We start from the raw sequence: 19,530 nt of genomic DNA on the forward strand, positions 1-19,530 counted from the left end.
GGCTCACACTAACGCTCCTGGTTGTAGGTGCTACCCGGGCCGAAGCCCGATCCGTTCGTGTCCGTTCCCGCGCTGCGGCCCTTCTGCACGCCGCGACGCAGGTTGCTCAGCCTGCCGCGCACGTCTTCGGGGGCACGGGAGACCTGGGGGCCGCCCTGCGGGGTCTGCTCGGCCGTTCCCTCGATGAGATTGGCCTTGGGAACCCGCCGGGGCAGGCCGGACGAGGTGACTCCGCCCGCCTTGGGCTCACGGAGCTTCTCGGCCCGCTGCCAGCGCTCGTCGTTCTTCGAACGCCAGTCGTCGGAGCCTTCGGCATCCGTCTGCCCGCTCTGCGGTGCCTTGGACGGCGCCTCGGACGCCTCGGGGGACCGAGCGGCCTGGGCCGTCTGCCCCGGGCCGTTGTCGGCGCCGCCGGACGACCACTGCGCCTTCGGCTGCTGGCTGCTGCCGCGACGCGGCAGACCGGCGTTGGTCAGCTGGTGGCCGTTGCTGGGGGTGGGACCCGGACGTTCGAAGCCTACGCGTTCGGGAGCGTTCGCGGGAGCGCCGGGAGCAGATTCCGCATCCGTCCGGTACTCCGGCTCATACGCACCCTGGTACGCACCCTGATCAGTCCAGTCTCCCAGGTGGGAGCCCTGTGCGTAGGCGGCGTCGTACTGCTGCCCGTGGTCCTGCGGAGCATCGTACGAAGCTTCCGCATATGCCTGTTCGGCATTTTCGCTGTAACCGCCGGGAACCTGGTACTCGCCCGTGTTCTCGTAGCCGTAACCGTCGTACGCGGTCTGTGCCTCCTGGGGGGCGAAGCCCTGCTCGTACGAGGCGTCGGCGTACTGGCCGTCCTGGTACCCGCCGTCGTACTGAGCCTCGGCGTACTGGCCGTCCTGGTACTGGCCCTCGTACGGGCCGTCGGCGTACTGCTCCGACTGGACCTCGTCGCGGAACAGCGGGCGGTCGCTGCCCTGGACCTGTGCCTCGAGCGCCGCACGGCGCTCCCCGCGGACCAGGGAACGGCCCACCGCGTCCAGCTGGCTGCCGTTGCCCGCCGACGCGTCCTCGTAGCGGGAGTCGTCGAAGCCCAGCTCGGCGGCGGTGCGCATGGTCGTGGGCGTAAAAGAGGCCTGCTGCGTCGGGATGATCTGCGAGACGGTGAAGCTGTCGTCCTGGACCGGTGCGCCACCGCCACCGTGGGTGATGGCGTCCGGGAGCATCACCAGCGAGGTCGTACCGGCCTGCTCGCCCGAGGGGCGCAGCTGCACACGGATGCCGTGCCGGTCGGCGAGGCGGCCGACCACGAAGAGGCCCATGCGCTGCGAGACCGCGGCGTCCACCGTCGGCGGATTGGCCAGCTTGTGGTTGATGTCGGCGAAGTCCTCGGCGGTGAGACCGATGCCCTTGTCGTGGATCTCGATCATGACCCGGCCGTCGGGCAGCCGCGTCGCGGTGACCCGGACCTTGGTCTGCGGCGAGGAGAACGTCGTGGCGTTCTCCAGCAGCTCGGCGAGCAGGTGCACGAGGTCGGTCACGGCCTGGCCGTGGATCTCGCTCTCGGGGACGCCGGTGAGCTCGATGCGCTCGTACGACTCCACCTCGGAGGAGGCGGCGCGCAGCACGTCCACCAGCGGCACCGGCTGGTTCCAGCGGCGGCCGGGCTCCTCGCCGGCGAGGACGAGGAGGTTCTCGCCGTTACGGCGCATACGGGTCGCGAGGTGGTCCAGCTTGAAGAGGTTCTCCAGCTGGTCCGGGTCCGCCTCGTTGTTCTCCAGGTCGGTGATCAGGGTCAGCTGGCCCTCGATCAGCGACTGGTTGCGGCGCGAGAGGTTGGTGAAGATCGCGTTGACGTTGCCCCGCAGCATGGCCTGCTCGGCGGCGAGCCGGACGGCCTCACGGTGGACCTGGTCGAAGGCCCGCGCGACCTCGCCGATCTCGTCCTGGGTGTCGATCGGGATCGGCTGCACCCGGGTGTCGACGCGGCCGGGCTCGGTGCGCGACAGCTGGTCGACCAGCATCGGCAGACGCTGCTCGGCGATACCGAAGGCGGCGGTGCGCAGCTCGCGCATCGAGCGGCTCATCTGGCGGGCCACGAGGCCGGCCAGGATGAAGGCGGCCAGCAGCGCGATGACGACGATCAGACCGTTGATGATGGCGTCGGTCTTGGCCTCGTCGGCGATCCGGGAGGCCTCGGTCACGGACTTGTCCACGAGACCGTTCTCGATCTCGGCGTAACCGTCGAACTTGGCGGTGGCGGCGGCTATCCAGACCTGCGGCGTCACGCCCTTCTCGGCGAGCTTGTCGGGGTCGTCACCGGTGCTGATGGCTGCGACCATGCCGTCGTACACGGAACCGTCGCGGGATACCGGCGGGGGAGTGAACTCGACACCGGCGGCCGCCGAGGCCTTCGCGGCGTCGGCGAGCTTCTTGCGGCCCGCCTGCGACTTCTCGCCCATGACCGTCTTCAGCTTCTCGGTGTCCTCGGCGCTGCCGCCGGAGACGTACTCCCCGAGGGCGATGCCCTCCAGGTAGGCGTACGAGGAGAAGGCGATGGTCTGGCCCGCCCTGACGTCCGCCTTCTTGCTCGGGCGGACCAGCAGATGGGTGCCGATGGAGCGCTGGAGCGACTCGGCGGCCTTGGCCAGCTGGATCGCGTAGACCATCCGGCCGTAGCTCGTGATGTTTCCGGTTCCGAAGCCGAGCTCGTTGGAGAACTCCATGAGGGAGTGCTGGACCAGCACGTATCCCTCTTCGGTTGCGACCGGGCCGCCCTGGCCCCGCTCGCTGTCCTTGGCGGCGCTTTCGACGGCCGCCGTGTAGGCGGTCTGGCGAAGCAGCTGCAGCTTCGGCTCCTCCGAGCGGAAGAGCTTGAGACGGCGCTCAAGACCCTGCTTCTCGGGCAGGTCCGCGACCGCCGCGTCGAACTTCTTCTTCGCGGCGTCGGTGACGGCGTAGATCTGCTGGACGCTCGGGTCGTTGCGCTTGCCCTGGAGCAGCGGCTGGGCCGTGAGGTCACGCTCGTTGAGCAGTGCCTGGCCGTACTCCGAGGCGGCACGCACGATGAGGGCCGTCTTCTCGGCGTCCTGTGCCTCGTTCCAGGTGTCGACCGATCCCTTCACCTGGAAGCCGCCCATGACGAGGCCGACCAGCGCGGGGATCAGGAGGATCGCGTTCAGCCGGGTGGGCACGCGCCAGTTGCGCGGGGACAGCCTGCTGGTGCTGCCACCGGTGGTGGGGGGCGCGACGGGCTGCACATCCGCGGGCGACGCCGCTGTGCGCGGGGGCGGGGTGAAGTTGCCCCGCGCCTGCTCTGCGGAGCTTGTTTTGCTTCGCCTCACTCGACCAACAACCTCTCGGCGTCGGCACCTGTGTTGTGCCGATAATTGTTCAGGGCCGTACTACTCACGAGTTCGTCGATTTCAGCACGCCAACCGGGTCCGTTCCAAACATTGTGGAGGGTCACTTCGGGCGGACGCGGGCGTCTGATAAATCGGGCATAAAGAGCGAAGCCCCGGCAAATAGCGGGGCTTAGGTGAGCGCAGCGGTACCGGCTGGATGCATCGGGTGTCCGAACCCACGCAATTCTCTGTCGAAACGTTATGAACACGCAGGCGGACCGTGTCAAACGACACAGCCCGCCTTCGTCGCTCTACGACAACCGTCGTATACACATGACTACTTAAGTCGTGCCATGAGTGCGTGTTCGACGAGGGTGATGAGTGCGCTTTTGGCGTCGGCGCGGTGGCGTGCGTCGGTGGTGATGATGGGGGTGTCGGGGCCGATCTGGAGGGCTTCGCGGACTTCGTCGGGGTTGTAGGGCTGGTGTCCGTCGAAGCCGTTGAGGGTGATGACGAAGGGGAGGCCGCTGTTTTCGAAGTAGTCGACTGCGGGGAAGCAGTCGGCGAGTCTGCGGGTGTCGACGAGGACGACGGCGCCGATGGCGCCGCGGACGAGGTCGTCCCACATGAACCAGAAGCGGTCCTGTCCGGGGGTGCCGAAGAGGTACAGGATCAGGTCTTGGTCGAGGGTGATGCGGCCGAAGTCCATGGCCACCGTGGTGGTGGTCTTGTCGCCGGTGTGGGTGAGGTCGTCGATGCCCGCGGACGCGGACGTCATGACGGCCTCGGTACGCAGCGGGTTGATCTCCGAGACGGCGCCGACGAACGTGGTCTTGCCCACGCCGAAGCCGCCCGCCACCACGATCTTCGCGCTGGTGGTTGAGCGGGCTGCACCGCCGCTAGAGCTTGCGAAGTCCACTGAGCACCCTTTCGAGCAGTGTCACGTCCGGCGTACCGCCGGCCTCTCCGTTGCCCGGCTGGTGGATCGCCACCATGCCCGCCTCCGCCAGGTCCGCCACGAGGATCCGGGCCACACCGAGGGGCATCGACAGCAGCGCCGACACCTCGGCCACCGACTTGACCTCACGGCACAGATGGCAGATCCGCTGGTGCTCGGGCAGGAGCGTCGCGAGGTGTGCCGGGTCGGCCGTGGTGCTGACCAGGGCCTCGATGGCGAGCTGGTAGCGCGGCCGGGTCCGGCCACCGGTCATCGCATACGGACGCACCAGCGGCTGGTCGCCCTCGAACCCGTAGTCGGTGTCCACGGGGGCACCGTACGGATCTTGAGAGGCGGGGGGCGGGGTCATGGATCCTCCGGGCGTGACAGCAAGTGGTCGGCTGTGCCGTCTGAAAGGGCCGGTGGGGGGCCGGTGCGGCCTGACGGTGGCTGTAGGCGGTTGTGAGGTCGGTCGGGGGTGTACCTGGGGCGCACACCCCCGTGGCCTCCGGGCTGCTAGTGCAGAAGGCTTCCCTGGAGTTCGGCACGCAGGTCCGGCGTGAGGACCGTTCCCGCGCGGTCGACCAGGAGGGCCATCTCGTAGCCCACGAGACCGATGTCGCACTCGGGGTGGGCGAGGACGGCCAGCGACGAGCCGTCGGAGACGGACATGATGAAGAGGAACCCGCGTTCCATCTCCACCACGGTCTGGTTGACCGGGCCGCCCTCGAAGATGCGGGAGGCGCCCGCGGTCAGCGAGGTCAGTCCGGACGCGACGGCTGCCAGCTGGTCGGCACGGTCACGCGGGAAACCCTCGGACATCGCCAGCAGGAGTCCGTCGGCGGAGACCACCACGGTGTGGGACACCCCGGGGGTGTTGTCCACGAAGTTGGTGATCAACCAGTTCAGATTCTGCGCCGCCTGGCTCATGGGGCTCAACTAACGCTCCTGCTGGTGAGTGGGGCCGAAGTCGAAGCTACCGGTGGTACCGGAGCCACCCGCCTGCCGACCCTGTTGGATACCCCGGCGGAGATTGGTCAGACGGCCCCGCACATCGTCGGGGGCGCGGGAGACCTGCGGACCGGACTGGTGGCTCTGCTCCTGCGCGGTACCCGGCACCAGATTGGCGCGCGGCACCCGCCGGGGCAGACCCGACGTGGTGACACCGCCGGCCGCGGGCTTGCGGACCCGCTCGGCCTGGCGCACCAGGTCGTCGTTGGGAGAAGAGCGCCAGGCGCCGTTCACATGGTGCTGCCCGGTCTGCTCCGACGGCCTGGCCGGCTCGGGAGCCGGACGGCGCGGCGGCACGGAAGGGTCAGGACGCCCGGTCGACTGCTGCGGTACCACCGGCTGCCGGCCGGTGCCGTCCTGCTGACCGTTCTGGGCGGCCTGCGCACCGTGGAACCAGTTGGTCTCCAGCGTGTCGTACAGCGGAGTACGACCGTCACCCGGGCCGGTCGCCGGAGGCAGGGCCTCGGGCTGCGGCTGAGCGGGCAGGCTCGCGGCCGGGTGACGCGGCCCGGCGAAGCCGGAGTTGTCGCGACCGCGCGGCGGCGCGCCCTGGTTCTGCTGGCCGGGGCCCTGCGGCCGCTGGGCCGGCGGACGCTGCTGGGAGAAGTCCGGTCGGGCGAACTGCTCGGTGGCTGCCGGGTCCTGGGCGCCGGGGCGCTGCTGCGGGAAGTCCGGTCGGGCGAACTGTCCCGTGGCTGCCGGGTCCTGGGCGGCCGGGCGCTGCTGGGGGACGTCCGGCCGTGCGTACTGCCCGGTGGTCTCGTGCTCCTCATGGCCGCGCGGAGCGTCCAGCGGGGGACGCTGCGGTCCGGACGGCTGCTCGCCGCCCCAGCCCGCGGCCTGCTGGCGCGACGGCTGCGAGCCCGGCAGCTCGGCGCGCGGGCCGCCCGTCGTCGGCAGTTGCCGGCCGGGGTCGCCTCCCGCCGCCTGACCGCCCTGCTGGAAGCCACCCCGGACGCCCACGCCGGGACCGGAGCCCTGGCCGGCGAAGCCACCCTGCTCGGGGCGGCCGCCCTGACGGGAGTCGCCCCGGTCCTGGCCGTTGCCCCGGCCGCGGCCGCCGTCGGCGAAGGAACCCACGGGGGCGCCGCTCTGACGCGAGGGGTCCGGCTGCGAGCCGCCCTGCTGCGGGCCGCCCTGGATCGGTCCGCCGTCACGCCCCGGCAGCGCGGCACGCGATGCCGCGCCTGCGGCCCCGCCCACCTGACCGCGCGGGGTGAGGGCACCGAGCCGCCCGCCGGGCGCGCTGCCGCCGCCCGGACGACCAGCTGCCGGACGACCGCCGCCGGCACCCTGGGGGGCACCGCCCTGCGCGCCGGCACCGGGCTTGGCCGGGGCCTTCTTGCCGCCGTGGGCGACATCGACGGGGAGCATGACCAGCGCGGTCGTGCCACCGGAGTCGGAGGGACGCAGCTGGATCCGGATGCCGTGCCGCAGGGACAGGCGGCCGACCACGAACAGACCCATGCGGCGGGACACCGAGACGTCCACGGTCGGAGGCGACGCGAGCCGCTCGTTGATCGCGGCGAGGTCCTCGGGGGACAGACCGATGCCGGTGTCGTGGATCTCGACCAGGACACGGCCGTCGGGCAGCGCGTGACCGGTGACCCGGACCTTGGTCTGGGGCGAGGAGAACGACGTCGCGTTCTCCAGCAGCTCGGCGAGCAGGTGCACGAGGTCGTTGACGACCCGGCCGGCGACCTCGGTCGTGGGCACGGAGGCGAGCTCGATGCGCTCGTACTGCTCCACCTCGGAGGCCGCGGCACGGAGCACGTCGACGAGCGGGACGGGCCGGGTCCAGCGGCGGCCCGGCTCCTCGCCCGCGAGGACGAGGAGGTTCTCGCCGTTACGGCGCATACGGGTCGCGAGGTGGTCCAGCTTGAAGAGGGAGGACAGCTGGTCCGGGTCGGCCTCGCGGGACTCCAGCTCGGAGATCAGGGACAGCTGACGCTGGATGAGACCCTGCGAACGGCGCGAGAGGTTGGTGAACATCGCGTTGACGTTGCCCCGCAGCAGGGCCTGCTCGGCGGCGAGCCGGACCGCTTCGCGGTGCACGTCGTCGAAGGCCGCGGCCACCTTGCCGATCTCGTCCCGGGAGTGCACACCGACGGACTCGACCGTGGTGTCGACGTCCTGCGGGTCGGACTCCGAGAGCTGCTTGACGAGCTGGGGCAGACGGTCCTGGGCGACCTTGGTGGCGGTGTCCTGCAGCCGGCGCAGCGAGCGGATCATGGAGCGGGCCACGACGAAGGCACCGACGAGCGAGACGCCGAGGACGAGCAGGATCAGCGCACCGTTGATGATCGCTTCCTGCTGCGACTCGCGCTTCAGCTCACGGGCCCGGCTCTCCATCTCACCGAGGAGGGTCTCCTCGATGGTGTTCATGGTCTGGAGCTTGGTGTCGGCCTTGTCGGTCCAGTCCAGGTAACCGCGGGGCTCTCCGCGCAGGGCGACGGTGCTGCGCAGCACCCGCTCCGCGTACTTGTCGGCGTTGTCGATCTCCGAGTTGCCGCTCTCCAGCGGTGCGGTCAGCCCGCCGGAGTCACCGCCGACCGACTCGTAGATGGCGCTGAACGCCTTGAGCTCGCTGTCCTCGTTCCTTCTGGCGTCGTCACCCAGCTGGCGGTCGTTCTCGGTCATGCTGGGCACGCCGCTGGCGCTCGGGGGGAGCGCGGCGGCGATCACGGCACGCTGGATCGACGCGTACTCCTTGGCGGAGGAGAACGCGGCAAGCGCACGCGTGCGCTTGATCATGTCCGTGTTGCTCGTCGCCTGGGCCATGTCCTCGGACAGGCTGAGGAGGGAGCTGATCAGACGGCTGTAGCCGCTGATCGTCTGGGCGACCGAGTCGTCGTTCTGGTACGCGGTCTTCCGGATGTCGGTGATGCGGTGCACCTGGGCGGCGATCTGGGAGACGTTGGAGCGGATGCTCTCCAGCGCTTCGTCGCCCGTGGTGTCGCCGATGTCCGAGATGGAGTTGAGGAACGCGGTCTTGCGCTGGTCGGTGACCTTCCGCGGCTGGGCGACCTGGAAGTCGGTCTCCTTGCGGTTGTTCATCAGCGGGCCGGCCGCGTGGTCGCGCTCGTTCTGCAGAGCCTCGGCGAGGCCCGTCGCGTCACGGGTGAGCCTGGTCAGCAGCTGCATGTGCTCCAGCTGCTGCATGTCGTTCATGGACTCGTTGATACGGAGTCCACCGAGGGTGGTCGCCGCGACGACGGGGAGGGTGAGGAGGGAGACCAGCCGCGTGCTGATGCGCCAGTTGCGCAGGGCTATGCGCGAGCCGGTGTCGTTCCCCTTGGACTTCGGCGGGGCAGGCTCGGGGCCGCCCTGTGCCGGGCCGGAGCGAACACTGCGGTCACCGCCGCCGTCACCTGTCGGGGGCTGGGCCTGGTTGTGGGTGTGCTGGGGCGAGGAACCGCGGTCGTTCCCGCCGCGCGGCTCCTGTTCAGCTGCAGCTTCCCCTTGGCCCTGACGGGCCTGGGGACGCGCCATGCCATCCCTCTTGAAACGTCCCTGCACTAGCGTCGCAACCTCTGGACCAGGCGCCCCTCCGCATGACGGCGGGGCGGTGTCGGCGTGACGGGGCGCTTGACGCGCCCCATTGATGGGTCGGTGGTGTGACCGGCGCTTTTCCCCTTCCCCGCCGCAGCTCGACGCATCTTTGCGCCCTCGTGCGCCGGCCCGAAACCGCGGCGGTGCGTGGAATTCCAGCACAGTGCCGGATCTCCAACAAGGGCCGTGTATCGGGCTGTGACCCGGGTGACGCGATGTAGCCGGTGCGTCACGAGCCGTAGAATGCGATCACGGAGGAAAAGGACTTTTCCTTACGAGTCGCTTACGGGTGGGGGGTGTCCCAGTCGAGATGATCAGGAGCGGAATGGTCGATTCAGCTACGCAATGTCCGTTTCTGTGGCGTGATTTTGCTGTCCGGAATGACGGATTTTCCGGTCGGGTGGTGAGCAAACTCACACGTAACCTGTTGCTGTATCCAAGCTTTCGCGGGGAAACAGGTGTCTAGCCTTTCGGTTTACACGAACGTCCAAACCGACAAGGGCCGATACACGCGATGAAGACCATGCTGTTCCGCAACATAGCCAACCCCCGGCGTACGACTCTGGTGCACCTCCAGGACGCCGGCGAGCTGCAGCCCCAGACCCAGCCGGAGCATTCGGTCGACCTTCCCGCGCAGACGGCCAACCCCCGCCGCACGATCCTGATGACCGCCCCGGTGGCGCAGTAATCCGGCAGGTCGGGTGCCTGCGCCGCGTTAGCCTGGAGCGTCAGACTCCAGCCAGCGGAAACGTAAGGGGCGCAGGCTTCCCGTGCGCATCGCGAGATTCTCCATCGACGGCAATGTCGCCTTCGGCGCGGTCGAGGGCGACGGGACCGGTGACCCCGCCGGCCTCGTCCTGGACATCATCAAGGGCATCCCCTACGCCGACTTCGAGCTCTCCGGTACCAAGGTCCCGCTGAGCAAGGTCCGGCTGCTGCCGCCCGTACTCCCCAACAAGGTCGTGGCCATCGGCCGCAACTACGCGGAGCACGCGGCGGAGCTCGGCAACGAGGTCCCGGACGTACCCATCGCCTTCTTCAAGCCCACCACCTCGGTGATCGGCTCCGGCGACGCCATCGAGTACCCCTCGTTCTCCCGGGAACTGCACCACGAGGCGGAACTCGCCGTGGTCATCGGCCGGATGTGCCGAGACGTCCCGCGCGAGCGGGTCAAGGACGTCGTCTTCGGCTACACCTGCGCCAACGACGTCACCGCGCGCGACGTCCAGAAGCGCGAGAAGCAGTGGGCCCGCGCCAAGGGCTTCGACACCGCCTGCCCGCTGGGCCCCTGGGTGGAGACCGGCATCGACCTGGCCGCCGCGGGCGATCTCACCATCCAGTGCACGGTCAACGGCGAACAACGCCAGCTGGGTCGCACGAGCGACATGATCCGCTCCATCGAGGACCTGGTCGTCCACATCACCGAGGCCATGACGCTGCTCCCCGGCGACGTCATCCTCACCGGCACCCCCGCCGGGGTCGGCCCCCTCAACGTCGGCGACGAGGTCGCCGTCACCATCGAAGGCATCGGCACTCTCACCAACAAGGTGATCAAGCGTGGCTAACGCGATCCGCGTACGTTTCTGTCCCTCGCCGACCGGCAACCCCCATGTGGGCCTGGTCCGCACCGCCCTGTTCAACTGGGCCTTCGCCCGGCACCACCAGGGCACCATGGTCTTCCGCATCGAGGACACCGACGCGGCCCGCGACTCCGAGGAGTCGTACGACCAGCTGCTCGACTCCCTGCGCTGGCTCGGCCTCGACTGGGACGAGGGCCCGGAGAAGGGCGGCCCGCACGCCCCGTACCGCCAGTCGCAGCGCATGGACATCTACAAGGAAGTCGCGGACAAGCTCCTTGCCGGCGGCCACGCCTACCGCTGCTACTGCACGGTCACCGAGCTCGACGAGCGCCGCGAGGCCGCCCGCGCCGCGGGCAAGCCCTCCGGCTACGACGGCCACTGCCGCGAGCTGACCGATGAGCAGAAGGCCGTGTACGAGCGCGAGGGCCGCGAGGCCATCGTCCGCTTCCGGATGCCCGACGAGCCGATCACCTTCACCGACCTGGTCCGCGGCGAGCTCACCTTCACCCCGGAGAACGTTCCGGACTACGGCATCGTCCGGGCCAGCGGCGCACCGCTCTACACCCTCGTCAACCCGGTCGACGACGCGCTGATGGAGATCACGCACGTGCTGCGCGGCGAGGACCTGCTGTCGTCGACCCCGCGCCAGATCGCCCTCTACAAGGCCCTGATCGAACTCGGCATCGCCAAGGAGATCCCGGCCTTCGGCCACCTCCCGTACGTCATGGGCGAGGGCAACAAGAAGCTCTCCAAGCGCGACCCGCAGTCCTCGCTCAACCTGTACCGCGAGCGCGGCTTCCTGCCCGGGGGGCTGCTCAACTACCTCTCCCTGCTGGGCTGGTCGTTCTCCGCGGACCAGGACGTCTTCTCCATCGCCGAGATGATCGAGAAGTTCGAGATCGCGGACGTGAACGCCAACCCGGCGCGCTTCGACCTCAAGAAGGCCGAGGCGATCAACGCGGACCACGTCCGCCGGCTCGATGTGAAGGCCTTCACCGACGCGTGTGAGCCCTGGCTGCAGGCACCGCACGCCAACTGGGCGCCGGAGAACTTCGACCGGGCCGCCTGGGAGGCGATCGCGCCGTACGCGCAGACCCGCCTCACGGTGCTCTCCGACATCACCGCCAATGTCGACTTCCTGTTCCGCGACGAGCCGGTCGAGGACGAGGCGTCCTGGCAGAAGGCGATGAAGGAGGGCTCGGACGCACTGCTGCGCACGGCCCGCGAGAAGCTGGCCGCCGCCGACTGGTCCAGCCCCGAGTCGCTGAAGGACGCGGTGCTGGCCGCCGGTGAGGAGCACGGCCTCAAGCTCGGCAAGGCGCAGGCCCCGGTCCGCGTCGCGGTGACCGGCCGCACGGTGGGTCTCCCGCTCTTCGAGTCGCTGGAGATCCTGGGCAAGGAGCGCACGCTGGGCCGGATCGACCGGGCCCTGGAGAAGCTGGGCGCCTGAGTCCAGGACCCGCCCGCAGAACGCCCGAGGGGCGGCAGCCGTTGAGGCTGCCGCCCCTCGGGCGCTGTCGGTGGCCCCCGCTAGTGTTCGGCTGTCCTGACCGGCTCCGCTCGAGCCTGCTCGGGACCGCTCGACGTGATCATTCCGGCCCTGGGGGACCAGCCATGCCCATGCCCGCGCCCGACTTCACCCGGCACTTCACGCCCGGCAGCGAATTCCGGGAGGAGAGCGGCCTCACCGGAACGATGTCCCTGGTCGCCGCAGGCGAACTGTGGCTGCCCTCGGGCCGTGTCGTGGCCTGCGATCCCTTCCTCTCCCTGGGATCCGGTGAGGCCGAGCCGTTCACCGCGGTGGTTTCGCCGGGGCGCTACCCGGTGGAGTGTGCTGTCGCCACGCTCACCCGGCCGGACGAACCGCCCTCCGACATTCCGCACCTGCGGATCGCGGCGGCCCGCCTCGTGATCAAAGACACCCCCACGGAGGCCTGGGAACTCGGCGTCCAGGCCGGCCAGGACCTCTCGGAGCTGTCCGACGACGAGTTCTTCGGCTACGGCGTGGACGCGGGCACCGGCTGCTTCTACGACGCGGACTGCGACGACTCCTTCCCCGACTGCCAGGGCGACGAAGGACCCCTGTGGGACGCCTTCGACGCGGACGGCACCTACCTCGGCCCGCACTCGGTGGTGGACCCGTCCACCGGCCACAACGTGATCGCCTTCATGTCCGGCTGGGGCGACGGCGCCTACCCGACCTGGGTGGGCCGCGACTCCGCGGGCGAGGTCACCTGCTTCGTCACCGACTTCTTCGTCGTTCCCACCGAGGCCGCCGTACGGTCATAGGGTCGCCGTATGCCGATCCGCGCCGTCCTCTGGGACATCGACGACACGATCTTCGACTACACCACGGCCGACCGCGCGGGGCTGCGGCGGATGCTGAGGGACGAGGGGCTGCCCGACGGCCACCCGTCCGTGGAGCAGGCCCTCGGGCGCTGGCGGGAACTCACCGATCGCCATTGGGCGCGCTTCTCCGCCGGAGAGACGGACTTCCAGGGGCAGCGCCGCGACCGGGTCCGCGACTTCCTGGGCAGAGGGCTGAGCGACGCGGAGGCGGACGACTGGTTCGGGCGCCACGTCGTGTACTACGAGGCCGCCTGGTCGCTCTTCCCGGACTTCCTGCCCGCGCTCGACCTGCTGAGCGGTGCGTACCGGCATGCCGTGCTGTCGAACTCGTCGATCCACAACCAGGACCGCAAACTGCGCGCCCTCGGGGTGCGGGACCGCTTCGAGGCCGTGCTGTGTGCCGCCGAGCTGGGCGTCTCCAAGCCGGAGGCAGCCGCCTTTCTCGCCGGGTGCGATGCGCTGGGGCTGCCGCCGCAGGACGTCGCGTACGTCGGTGATCACCCCGACATCGACGCCCGTGGCGCGACCGCGGCCGGTCTGACCGGCATCTGGCTGGACCGTGGTGACAGAGGCGGCAGACCGGAGCTGATCCGGATCACGGGCCTGGCCGAGCTTCCCGGTCTGCTGCGGGCGGATACCCGTTTTGGAGCGCCGTCCACCTTCAGGTAATGTTCTTCCTGCGCCGAGGGAAGCGGGCCGAAAGCCAAGGACCGGAAGCGCATAACCCGAACGAAACCCCCGTAGGGGGGTTGAGTTTTGGTGGCCTATGGTGTAATTGGCAGCACGACTGATTCTGGTTCAGTTAGTCTTGGTTCGAGTCCAGGTAGGCCAGCTCGCAGAGCTCATCTGCAAGGCCCCCGTTGTGTAGCGGCCTAGCACGCTGCCCTCTCAAGGCAGTAGCGCCGGTTCGAATCCGGTCGGGGGTACAGATCCATCCCGCTGATCACCCGGGTAGCTCCCGGTGATCTTGTGGTGACATCGTCCGGCTCTGCCGGACGGGATCGCTAGGGCCCCCGTTGTGTAGCGGCCTAGCACGCCGCCCTCTCAAGGCGGTAGCGCCGGTTCGAATCCGGTCGGGGGTACTGGTCTACACCATGGCCTATGGTGTAATTGGCAGCACGACTGATTCTGGTTCAGTTAGTCTTGGTTCGAGTCCAGGTAGGCCAGCTCGCAGAGCTCATCTGCAAGGCCCCCGTTGTGTAGCGGCCTAGCACGCTGCCCTCTCAAGGCAGTAGCGCCGGTTCGAATCCGGTCGGGGGTACGTATCGAGAAGGCCCTCCCCGTACGGGGAGGGCCTTCTCGCGTCTCTCAGCCGAAGCGGCGGTACGACTCCTCCGCCTCGGCCATTCTGCGCAGGCTCAGCAACACCGGCTCGTACAGCACCGTGCAGGCCACCGCGGCCTCCACCTGCGTCTCTTCGTCCTCGTACCGCTCCACCAAGTCCAGGTCGGCGACGGCCAGTTCGCCCGCGCTGCGCGCGTACGGGAGGAGCTGCTCCACATCGCAGGGGTAGCCCAGCCGGCTCATCGTGGCGACCGAGGCGACCAGCATCCGGTACGCGGGTGATGCGGCCCCCGTCTCGCGGCCGAATTGCCAGCCGAGCCGTTCCAGCAGGGCGTCGGCGGTGTGGCGGGCCGAGTCGATCGCGGGATCGTCCTGGTCCGGCTCCGGTCCGTGCGGCAGGGACCACACGGCGGCGCCGAGTCGCATGTGGTGATCGAGGGAGTCGTCCCCGATGGCGGCCAGGACCTCCCGTGCGACGGCCACCGGTATCCGGCCCACCTGGATCAGCGCGCGGACCAGCCGGAGCCGGCGCAGATGGTCCTCGCCGTACTCGGCCTGGGTGGCGCTGATCCGCCGCCCGGCCGGCAGCAGCTCTTCACGCAGGTAGTACTTGATCGTCGCGGTGGGGACGCCACTGCGCTCGCTGAGCTCCGCCAGCCTCATTTCGCTTGCGCCTTTCCTTGGGGAGTGACACTATCCAACTATAGATAGTTCCACTATCCAAAGAAGCTCGCCAAGGAGGCCGCGATGGGCAAGCGGACGATTCAGGGGCGCATGACGGCACAGTCGCAGGACGGTGTGACCGTCTTCCTCATCGGGATGCGGATCAACAACTTCCGGGCACTGCGCAGTTGGCTGCCGGTGGCCAAGGTCATGCCGAGGATGGTCGCCGAACTCTCCCGGGAGAAGGAGCGCGGTCTGTTGGGCTGCCAGTACCTGCTGGGCGGCCCCCGGCTGTTCTATCTGGTCCAGTACTGGGAGTCGAAGGAGAAGCTCCTGGCCTACGCGTCCGACCGGGACGGGGAGCACCGGCCCGCATGGGCCGCCTTCAACCGCAGGGTGCGCGAGGGCAAGGGCAAGGTCGGCTTCTGGCACGAGACGTACGTCGTCCCGGCCGGCTCCTATGAGTCCGTCTACATCAACATGCCGGAGTTCGGCCTGGGCGAGGCGACCGGTGTCATCCCGGTCGGTCGCCGCGGAGACCGCGCGGCCGACCGTCTCAAGGCCGCGTAGGTCCTGTCCGCCCGGACAGCCCTGAGCCAGGCCCGCGGGCCGGCCGAAACGAACCGAACAGCACCACGGGCATCCCGGCCGCCGCGGCGTCGGAGCGGCGGCCGGGGGAGAGCGGAAAGAAGATCCTGAGGAGCCGGGCGCTACCCCGTCCGGCGAAGGGCGTCCGACAGTCGGGCCGCGGCGTCGATCACGGCCTGGGCGTGCATACGGCCCGGGTGGCGGGTCAGCCGCTCGATCGGTCCGGACACCGAGACGGCGGCCACGACCCGGTTCGACGGCCCGCGCACGGGGGCCGATACCGAGGCGACTCCCGGCTCGCGCTCGCCGATCGACTGGGCCCAGCCCCGGCGCCGTACACCCGACAGGGCCGTCGCCGTGAAACGGGCACCCTGCAGACCTCGGTGCAGCCGCTCCGGCTCCTCCCAGGCCATCAGGATCTGGGCCGAGGAGCCGGCCTTCATCGTGAGGGTCGAGCCCACGGGCACCGTGTCCCGCAGTCCGGACAGCCGCTCGGCTGCCGCCACGCAGATGCGCATGTCTCCCTGCCGGCGGTAGAGCTGCGCGCTCTCGCCGGTGACATCGCGCAGATGAGTCAGCACCGGCCCGGCCGTGGCCAGCAGCCGGTCCTCGCCGGCCGCCGCGGCCAGCTCCGCCAGCCTGGGGCCCAGTATGAACCGGCCCTGCATGTCCCGCGCCACCATCCGGTGGTGCTCCAGTGCCACGGCAAGACGATGTGCCGTGGGCCGCGCAAGCCCTGTCGCCGCGACCAGCCCGGCGAGGGTGGCCGGACCGGACTCCAGCGCGCTCAGTACCAGAGCTGCCTTGTCGAGAACACCGACGCCACTAGAGTTGTCCATGCAACGATACTCGCGTCTCACTCTGTGAAACGCAAGTTCAATTTCCTCGAGAAGTTGCGAACCTGGATGTACGGCCACACGAGGGCCCGCGTCCCCGGCCGCCACCAAGGGTGCGGACGGCCGCGCAATTGATCTCTAGTTGGGCCCGGCAGCGCTGCCGGGCCGGAGGGAAAGCGATGGGTAGGACACTCGCGGAGAAGGTCTGGGACGACCACGTCGTCCGGCGCGCCGAGGGCGAGCCCGACCTCCTCTACATCGACCTGCACCTCCTGCACGAGGTGACCAGCCCGCAGGCTTTCGACGGCCTCCGCCAGAACGGACGCCGGGTGCGGCGGCTCGACCTCACCATCGCCACCGAGGATCACAACACGCCGACCCTCGACATCGACAAGCCGATCGCCGACCCGGTCTCCCGCGCCCAGCTGGAGACACTGCGCAAGAACTGCGCCGAGTTCGGTGTCCGGCTGCATCCCCTCGGTGACGTCGAGCAGGGCGTCGTCCACGTCGTGGGACCGCAGCTGGGCCTCACCCAGCCCGGAACCACCGTCGTCTGCGGTGACTCCCACACCTCCACCCACGGCGCCTTCGGCGCGCTGGCCTTCGGCATCGGCACCTCGCAGGTCGAGCATGTGCTGGCCACCCAGACGCTGCCGCTGGCCCGGCCCAAGACCATGGCGATCACCGTCGAGGGTGAGCTGCCCGACGGCGTCACCGCCAAGGACCTCATCCTGGCGATCATCGCCAGGATCGGTACCGGCGGTGGCCAGGGCTACATCCTGGAGTACCGAGGCTCCGCCATCGAGAAGCTCTCGATGGAAGCCCGGATGACCATCTGCAACATGTCGATCGAGGCCGGCGCCCGGGCCGGCATGATCGCCCCGGACCAGACGACGTTCGACTATCTGCTGGGCCGTGACCACGCCCCCCAGGGCGAGGACTGGGACGCTGCGGTCGCGTACTGGAAGACCCTGCGCACCGACGACGACGCGGTCTTCGACGCCGAGGTCTTCATCGATGCGGCGGAGCTCTCCCCGTTCGTCACCTGGGGAACCAACCCCGGCCAGGGCGCGCCCCTGTCGGCCAGCGTCCCCGACCCGGCTTCGTACGAGGACGCTTCGGAGCGGCTCGCCGCCGAAAAGGCCCTGGAGTACATGGGGTTGACCGCCGGGCAGGCACTGCGCGACATCAAGGTCGACACCGTCTTCGTAGGCTCCTGCACCAACGGCCGTATCGAGGACCTGCGCAACGCGGCCTCGGTCCTCGAAGGCCGCAAAGTCGCCGACGGCGTACGGATGCTGGTGGTACCCGGTTCGGTGCGGGTCGCGCTGCAGGCCGTCGAGGAGGGTCTGGACAAGGTCTTCAAGGAGGCCGGCGCCGAATGGCGGCACGCGGGCTGTTCGATGTGCCTGGGCATGAACCCCGACCAGCTGGCTCCGGGGGAGCGTTCCGCCTCCACCTCCAACCGCAACTTCGAGGGCCGGCAGGGCAAGGGCGGCCGGACCCATCTGGTCTCGCCGCAGGTCGCCGCCGCAACGGCCGTCGTCGGCCATCTGGCGTCACCCGCCGATCTGACCGACCTGTCCGCCCCTCGTACGCCCGCCGGAGTCTGACCGCCATGGAAGCTTTCACCACACACACCGGTCGTGCCGTCCCGCTGCGCCGCAGCAATGTCGACACCGACCAGATCATCCCGGCGCACTGGCTGAAGAAGGTCACCCGCGACGGTTTCGAGGACGGACTGTTCGAGGCCTGGCGCAAGAACGACGACTTCGTCCTCAACCAGCCTGAGCGCCAGGGCGCCACGGTCCTGGTCGCGGGCCCCGACTTCGGTACCGGCTCCTCGCGCGAGCACGCCGTCTGGGCGCTGCAGAACTACGGGTTCAAGGCCGTCATCTCGTCCCGCTTCGCCGACATCTTCCGTGGCAACTCGCTCAAGAACGGTCTGCTGACCGTGGTTCTGCCGCAGGAGACCGTGGACCGGCTCTGGGAGCTGATCGAGTCAGACCCGATGGCCGAAATTACTGTTGACTTGGAGCAGCGGCAGGTCCGTGCGGCAGGCGTCACCGCCGACTTCGAGCTGGACGAGAACGCCCGCTGGCGGCTGCTGAACGGACTCGACGACATCAGCCTCACCCTTCAGAACGAAGCCGACGTCTCTTCCTACGAGGCGTCGAGGCCGGCCTTCAAGCCTCGTACAATTGAGGTCTGAGCAGCGCTTTTCCCCGACTGCGCCCTCCACCTGACGGTGGAGGGCGCAGTCGCTTGTTGAGACCCTATGGGGCGACAACTCGCCCCAGATGGCACAATCGGTGCATGGAACGCGACAGCCAACTCGAGCTCTACCAGGCAGTCGCGGACCGACTGAAGGAGGCGCACACGCGTGTGCGCGAACTGCAAGTCCCGGAGGGCGTAAGGATGGCGCTGTCCCGGAAGCTGCTGGCCGTGACGGCCGTGGCCAAGCACGATCTCGCAGACGCCGCAAGGCGCCTGGACCGGTTGATGAACGACCTCGATGAAGGTCGTTTCCCCCAAGGTGACTGACCGCCCGGCGGCGGGTCGATTTGCGGCTCCGCCGCGTGGCCGCGACGGTCGACTTCGTTGCGGCACTAGGGTGATTAGCCCGTTTCGTGTTTGATTTGCGGTATATATCTGCCTAACGTGCGAAAAAGCTTGAACACTTTCGTTCCGGCTATGTCTCCGAAGGGGAAGAAGTGAACAAGGCGCAGCTCGTAGAAGCGATTGCCGACAAGATGGGCGGCCGCCAGCAGGCTGCCGAGGCGGTCGACGCGGTCCTCGACGCGATCGTCCGCGCGGTTGTCGGCGGGGACCGGGTTTCGGTCACCGGCTTCGGTTCGTTCGAGAAGGTTGACCGCCCCGCCCGTTACGCCCGTAACCCTCAGACGGGTGAGCGCGTGCGGGTCAAGAAGACCTCGGTGCCGCGGTTCCGCGCCGGCCAGGGCTTCAAGGACCTGGTCAGCGGCACGAAGAAGCTCCCCAGGGGTGGCGAAGTCGCCGTCAAGAAGGCCCCCAAGGGCAGCCTCCAGGTCGGCACCGTCGCGAAGAAGGCCGCCGCGAAGAAGGCGACCGCCAAGAAGGCCGCGGTGAAGAAGACCACCGCAGCCAGGAAGACGACGGCTGCCGCGAAGAAGACCGCGGTGAAGAAGACCACCGCCGCCAAGAAGACCACCGCGGCAGCGAAGAAGACCGCGGCGAAGAAGACGACGGCGAAGAAGGCCGCGGCCAAGAAGACCGCTCCCGCGAAGAAGGCGGTCGCCAAGAAGGCGCCGGCCAAGAAGGCCACGGCGCGCACGACCGCCGCCAAGAAGACCACCGTCCGCAAGAAGTAAGCGGCGCAGCACCACAGGGCCACTCACGCGACGGGCCGGACTCCCCCGGGGGAG

Annotated in this window: 17 protein-coding genes and 5 tRNA genes; 15 read left to right on the forward strand and 7 right to left on the reverse strand. The window is 69.2% G+C overall.

The genetic code is table 11. The features are described 5' to 3' along the window. Positions 1 to 8: 8 nt before the first annotated feature. The 5 genes from ACTWOL_RS26520 to ACTWOL_RS26540 all read right to left on the reverse strand — a co-directional run bounded on the left by ACTWOL_RS26520 (position 9) and on the right by ACTWOL_RS26540 (position 8,766). Positions 9 to 3,326 (reverse strand): sensor histidine kinase, encoded by a 3,318-nt coding sequence (locus ACTWOL_RS26520; protein ID WP_474299303.1) that lies wholly within the window; start codon positions 3,324 to 3,326, stop codon positions 9 to 11. A 337-nt stretch (positions 3,327 to 3,663) separates the two neighbouring features. Then, positions 3,664 to 4,245, reverse strand: a complete 582-nt coding sequence (locus tag ACTWOL_RS26525; RefSeq protein ID WP_474299304.1) for a GTP-binding protein — start codon at positions 4,243 to 4,245, stop codon at positions 3,664 to 3,666. Continuing rightward, positions 4,226 to 4,537: a DUF742 domain-containing protein gene (locus ACTWOL_RS26530; RefSeq protein WP_474301267.1), complete on the reverse strand. Its 312-nt coding sequence runs from the start codon at positions 4,535 to 4,537 to the stop codon at positions 4,226 to 4,228. Before ACTWOL_RS26530 ends, ACTWOL_RS26525 begins: the two co-directional genes overlap by 20 nt. 242 nt (positions 4,538 to 4,779) lie before the next feature. Beyond that, complete coding sequence (locus ACTWOL_RS26535) at positions 4,780 to 5,193, reverse strand: roadblock/LC7 domain-containing protein (protein WP_030753456.1); 414 nt, start codon at positions 5,191 to 5,193, stop codon at positions 4,780 to 4,782. A gap of 9 nt (positions 5,194 to 5,202) precedes the next feature. Further along, on the reverse strand, positions 5,203 to 8,766 hold the full coding sequence (locus ACTWOL_RS26540; protein WP_474299305.1) for a sensor histidine kinase: 3,564 nt from the start codon (positions 8,764 to 8,766) through the stop codon (positions 5,203 to 5,205). Positions 8,767 to 9,340: 574 nt separating this feature from the next. Here ACTWOL_RS26540 and ACTWOL_RS26545 point away from each other — a divergent pair. The 10 genes from ACTWOL_RS26545 (at position 9,341) to ACTWOL_RS26590 (ending at position 14,016) form a co-directional block, all read left to right on the forward strand. After that, positions 9,341 to 9,514, forward strand: coding sequence for a hypothetical protein (locus tag ACTWOL_RS26545; protein ID WP_474299306.1), 174 nt, complete (start codon positions 9,341 to 9,343; stop codon positions 9,512 to 9,514). 82 nt (positions 9,515 to 9,596) lie between these two features. Next, positions 9,597 to 10,391, forward strand: coding sequence for a fumarylacetoacetate hydrolase family protein (locus ACTWOL_RS26550; RefSeq protein ID WP_474299307.1), 795 nt, complete (start codon positions 9,597 to 9,599; stop codon positions 10,389 to 10,391). Then, positions 10,384 to 11,856, forward strand: a complete 1,473-nt coding sequence (gltX, locus tag ACTWOL_RS26555; RefSeq protein ID WP_474299308.1) for a glutamate--tRNA ligase — start codon at positions 10,384 to 10,386, stop codon at positions 11,854 to 11,856. Before ACTWOL_RS26550 ends, gltX begins: the two co-directional genes overlap by 8 nt. Before the next feature lie 164 nt (positions 11,857 to 12,020). Continuing rightward, the gene (locus ACTWOL_RS26560; RefSeq protein WP_474299309.1) at positions 12,021 to 12,695 is read left to right on the forward strand and encodes a DUF4241 domain-containing protein; all 675 of its coding nucleotides are present in this window, start codon (positions 12,021 to 12,023) and stop codon (positions 12,693 to 12,695) included. A gap of 9 nt (positions 12,696 to 12,704) precedes the next feature. Further along, positions 12,705 to 13,424, forward strand: a complete 720-nt coding sequence (locus tag ACTWOL_RS26565; RefSeq protein WP_474299310.1) for an HAD family hydrolase — start codon at positions 12,705 to 12,707, stop codon at positions 13,422 to 13,424. A gap of 91 nt (positions 13,425 to 13,515) precedes the next feature. After that, a tRNA-Gln gene (locus ACTWOL_RS26570) sits at positions 13,516 to 13,587 on the forward strand. 21 nt (positions 13,588 to 13,608) lie between these two features. Further along, positions 13,609 to 13,681 (forward strand) — tRNA-Glu (locus ACTWOL_RS26575). Positions 13,682 to 13,764: 83 nt separating this feature from the next. Next, positions 13,765 to 13,837 (forward strand) — tRNA-Glu (locus ACTWOL_RS26580). Positions 13,838 to 13,850: 13 nt separating this feature from the next. Next, positions 13,851 to 13,922, forward strand: a tRNA-Gln gene (locus tag ACTWOL_RS26585). Between the two features lie 21 nt (positions 13,923 to 13,943). Then, positions 13,944 to 14,016 (forward strand) — tRNA-Glu (locus ACTWOL_RS26590). A gap of 47 nt (positions 14,017 to 14,063) precedes the next feature. On the opposite strand, the gene ACTWOL_RS26595 is transcribed toward ACTWOL_RS26590, so the two are convergent. Further along, the gene (locus ACTWOL_RS26595) at positions 14,064 to 14,702 is read right to left on the reverse strand and encodes a MerR family transcriptional regulator (protein WP_474299311.1); all 639 of its coding nucleotides are present in this window, start codon (positions 14,700 to 14,702) and stop codon (positions 14,064 to 14,066) included. Positions 14,703 to 14,786: 84 nt separating this feature from the next. On the opposite strand from ACTWOL_RS26595, the gene ACTWOL_RS26600 reads away from it, so the two are divergent. Continuing rightward, positions 14,787 to 15,272 carry a DUF4188 domain-containing protein gene (locus ACTWOL_RS26600; RefSeq protein WP_474299312.1) on the forward strand — a complete coding sequence of 162 codons (486 nt, stop codon included), beginning with the start codon at positions 14,787 to 14,789 and terminating at the stop codon, positions 15,270 to 15,272. Between the two features lie 140 nt (positions 15,273 to 15,412). On the opposite strand, the gene ndgR is transcribed toward ACTWOL_RS26600, so the two are convergent. Then, a complete protein-coding gene (ndgR, locus tag ACTWOL_RS26605; RefSeq protein WP_351223454.1) occupies positions 15,413 to 16,129 on the reverse strand; it encodes an IclR family transcriptional regulator NdgR in 717 nt (238 codons plus the stop codon). A gap of 176 nt (positions 16,130 to 16,305) precedes the next feature. Between ndgR and leuC the strand changes: the two genes are divergently transcribed. From leuC to ACTWOL_RS26625, 4 genes are all read left to right on the forward strand, one after another. Next, positions 16,306 to 17,739, forward strand: coding sequence for a 3-isopropylmalate dehydratase large subunit (gene leuC / locus ACTWOL_RS26610; protein WP_474299313.1), 1,434 nt, complete (start codon positions 16,306 to 16,308; stop codon positions 17,737 to 17,739). A gap of 5 nt (positions 17,740 to 17,744) precedes the next feature. Continuing rightward, positions 17,745 to 18,338: a 3-isopropylmalate dehydratase small subunit gene (leuD, locus tag ACTWOL_RS26615; RefSeq protein WP_474299314.1), complete on the forward strand. Its 594-nt coding sequence runs from the start codon at positions 17,745 to 17,747 to the stop codon at positions 18,336 to 18,338. Between the two features lie 104 nt (positions 18,339 to 18,442). Further along, positions 18,443 to 18,670: an SCO5555 family protein gene (locus ACTWOL_RS26620; RefSeq protein ID WP_387163226.1), complete on the forward strand. Its 228-nt coding sequence runs from the start codon at positions 18,443 to 18,445 to the stop codon at positions 18,668 to 18,670. 170 nt (positions 18,671 to 18,840) lie between these two features. Then, positions 18,841 to 19,476: an HU family DNA-binding protein gene (locus tag ACTWOL_RS26625; protein WP_474299315.1), complete on the forward strand. Its 636-nt coding sequence runs from the start codon at positions 18,841 to 18,843 to the stop codon at positions 19,474 to 19,476. Positions 19,477 to 19,530 lie beyond the last annotated feature (54 nt).

It is taken from the genome of Micromonospora sp. IBHARD003 (genome assembly GCF_056106285.1).

Bases quoted from the DNA above. Each gene is read 5' to 3' on its own strand.
- ACTWOL_RS26545 (WP_474299306.1), top strand. From the start codon at position 9,341: ATGAAGACCATGCTGTTCCGCAACATAGCCAACCCCCGGCGTACGACT.
- leuD (WP_474299314.1), top strand. From the start codon at position 17,745: ATGGAAGCTTTCACCACACACACCGGTCGTGCCGTCCCGCTGCGCCGC.
- ACTWOL_RS26620 (WP_387163226.1), top strand. From the start codon at position 18,443: ATGGAACGCGACAGCCAACTCGAGCTCTACCAGGCAGTCGCGGACCGA.
- ndgR (WP_351223454.1), bottom strand. From the start codon at position 16,129: ATGGACAACTCTAGTGGCGTCGGTGTTCTCGACAAGGCAGCTCTGGTA.
- leuC (WP_474299313.1), top strand. From the start codon at position 16,306: ATGGGTAGGACACTCGCGGAGAAGGTCTGGGACGACCACGTCGTCCGG.
- ACTWOL_RS26540 (WP_474299305.1), bottom strand. From the start codon at position 8,766: ATGGCGCGTCCCCAGGCCCGTCAGGGCCAAGGGGAAGCTGCAGCTGAA.
- ACTWOL_RS26600 (WP_474299312.1), top strand. From the start codon at position 14,787: ATGGGCAAGCGGACGATTCAGGGGCGCATGACGGCACAGTCGCAGGAC.
- ACTWOL_RS26560 (WP_474299309.1), top strand. From the start codon at position 12,021: ATGCCCATGCCCGCGCCCGACTTCACCCGGCACTTCACGCCCGGCAGC.
- ACTWOL_RS26535 (WP_030753456.1), bottom strand. From the start codon at position 5,193: ATGAGCCAGGCGGCGCAGAATCTGAACTGGTTGATCACCAACTTCGTG.
- ACTWOL_RS26595 (WP_474299311.1), bottom strand. From the start codon at position 14,702: ATGAGGCTGGCGGAGCTCAGCGAGCGCAGTGGCGTCCCCACCGCGACG.
- ACTWOL_RS26565 (WP_474299310.1), top strand. From the start codon at position 12,705: ATGCCGATCCGCGCCGTCCTCTGGGACATCGACGACACGATCTTCGAC.
- ACTWOL_RS26530 (WP_474301267.1), bottom strand. From the start codon at position 4,537: ATGACCGGTGGCCGGACCCGGCCGCGCTACCAGCTCGCCATCGAGGCC.